The 2,201-nt window shown below is 53.2% G+C and carries 2 protein-coding genes; both read right to left on the bottom strand.

The window, feature by feature from the left end; genetic code table 11:
* Positions 1 to 373: 373 nt before the first annotated feature.
* Complete coding sequence (locus KDX37_RS29030; protein WP_231656610.1) at positions 374 to 1,813, bottom strand: hypothetical protein; 1,440 nt, start codon at positions 1,811 to 1,813, stop codon at positions 374 to 376.
* A complete protein-coding gene (locus KDX37_RS29025; RefSeq protein ID WP_319941728.1) occupies positions 1,813 to 2,130 on the bottom strand; it encodes a C-terminal helicase domain-containing protein in 318 nt (105 codons plus the stop codon). Before KDX37_RS29025 ends, KDX37_RS29030 begins: the two co-directional genes overlap by 1 nt.
* Between the last annotated feature and the right edge of the window lie 71 nt (positions 2,131 to 2,201).

Below are 2,201 nucleotides of genomic sequence, written 5' to 3'. Positions count from 1 at the left end.
CGCGATTGCCGACGCAGAAAGCCAGTGAGATCGAGCATCTACTGCCGCATCAATGGATGCCTGGCTGATCTACGCAAGGCGTATTCCCCATACGCTTACACATTTATGTCCATGATTTCAGGAGAAAGAGTGAGAAATTGCACGCCATTTGATTGCGGTAGGAACGGCAGTTACCCATCCCTGCAAAGCTAAGACATGACACCATGTCTTAGCTTTGCAGGGATGGGTAGATGACTTGGCCGGACGCATCCCCCCATTTTGCCAGTCGTTTGCATCGGACGTGAGCCAAAGTATTCGTGGCAACGCTCGGCGCCTCAGGTCGAAAGCTCGACGCCTTTTACCCCACCGCTGCGAACGTTCCCAGTCGCTGCTCTCAGGCAGCGGGGCGCTCGAAGCTACCGAGGTAACGCTGCGTATTACCTGTGACGTACTCGCCCATCGTGCGGTTTATCAGGTTTTCAACATTAAGGATCTTGGCAGCATCCTCCGTGATGAATCCGAATGGGATAGGCACCGGAGACAACGTCGGCAAAACCAAATGATAAATCACGACCGCGCATTTTCCGTGAATGACCATCGCCTCAAGTGGCGCCAGTTGCTCTGACTCAACAAAGCCGAACAGAAGCAGTCTGGCATTGTTGCAGTCGCCTTTTGCGCGCTTGATCGCCGGCCAATCATCGCTGGCAGAAACAGGGATCAAAATCTTAGCGTCGAAAACAGGTTTACCATCATTCCCGCCTCCCTTGCTTTTTGTTTTTGAGAGATCAGAAAATGCACCGCAAATCTGGGCATGCCTGGCCGAGCGGCCCCAGAGTTCATGAGAGGCCGGAGCCAGCCAGGACAGGCTAATCGGGGCGGCTTGCGGTTCACCCTGAAGCGCTTTCTGATGTTTGCGCAGCACCGAAGAAACTCTATCCCAGTTTTGCTGTAGCTGAAGCGATCCAAAAAGTCGCAGCCCGGAAGACTCTCTAACCTGTGCAACGGCACTCGCGCTGTAGTAGAGAGCAGAAAGGTCCAGACCATTTGAAGACACAAAGTCGTAGGCGTCCGAATCTCCCAGGATGTCGGCGAGCTGAAGAACCTGATCGAGGTTTTCTCTACCCAGCATGCGGCTCAACTGCTCCGTACGCTGACGCATGTAGATCTCATTTTCGCGCAGGCCTTCCTTAGCGACAAAGCGTACCTGCCGAGAGTCGGCATCAAGGCTTACACGCTCTTCTATCTTCTCCCAGCCATCCCTTACTTTTTGAACGCCTGCGACCTTGTAGAGCTCCGGCGGCCCCGCATCCTGTGCCTGACCACCCAGGTGTCCAGCCCTATGAATATCGTAGATTTGACGCATGAAGGCACCGACGGCCTTTGTACCTGACTCGGAGAGCGTATCGCTGGGCGCCTGCAATTCCAGGCACCTTTTAGAATCTGCATCTCCGAGACTTTTCCCTAGGCAAGTAAACGCCAGGAGATCAAACACGAACATCTGCTCGCGCTCTTCCTTACGCTTCACAATCGGTGACTCATGGTTGCCGGCGAACAAGCCACGGCCCTTATCGGTCAACTCTATTCGTCCATCAGGGCGCGTTTTAAGCTCGCCCGTCTGTAAAAACGGTGTGATTGCAAAACTCAGCTCTTGAGCTGTGAACCCAAAATAATTGGCGATTTCAGCTGGCAGCAACGCAGAAATCTTGAGCAGTCTTAGTAGAAACTCCGGTACCACTGGCAGCCCCCCTTTGTCCACAAGGGTGTACTCGATACGGAACTGCTGCGCAGGTACCACGACGTCCAGCTCGAATAGAACAACTGGGTTAAGCTCCATCAGACAACCCCCCTGGCCGGCGTCACTGGTTTGATGCAATAGTTGATCGTGTCCTGTTTCGTCTGGATAAAGCTTGCTACCTGACCCAATGGAAGCCTTGCGTTCCTGCCGCTCCACATCCTTAAACTGCCTACGATGACCAACCGCTCCATCGCACGTGACATCGCGACGTTGATACGATTCGGGGTCGCCAAAAAGCCAGGTGATTGATCCGCTTTGGCGCGAGTCAGGGAAACGATGATGATGTTGTTTTCCTTACCTTGATAACTGTCGACGGTCTCGATCTTTACTAGGGTCTGTTCCCGTTTCGACGTAATCCATTGATCTCAATGAGAACAGGCCCGTATTGTTGGAGTTCTCACACAACACCAATACGAGCCTGCAATGC

The organism is Pseudomonas californiensis, from assembly GCF_021147775.1.
GTDB classification, from domain to species: Bacteria; Pseudomonadota; Gammaproteobacteria; order Pseudomonadales; family Pseudomonadaceae; genus Aquipseudomonas; species Aquipseudomonas californiensis.
The sequence above is the reverse complement of the archived record's forward strand: the minus strand, read 5'-3'. Positions and strand labels throughout refer to the sequence as shown.

Excerpts from the sequence above, each read along its gene's own strand:
- KDX37_RS29030 (WP_231656610.1), bottom strand. The coding sequence starts at position 1,813 with ATGGAGCTTAACCCAGTTGTTCTATTCGAGCTGGACGTCGTGGTACCT.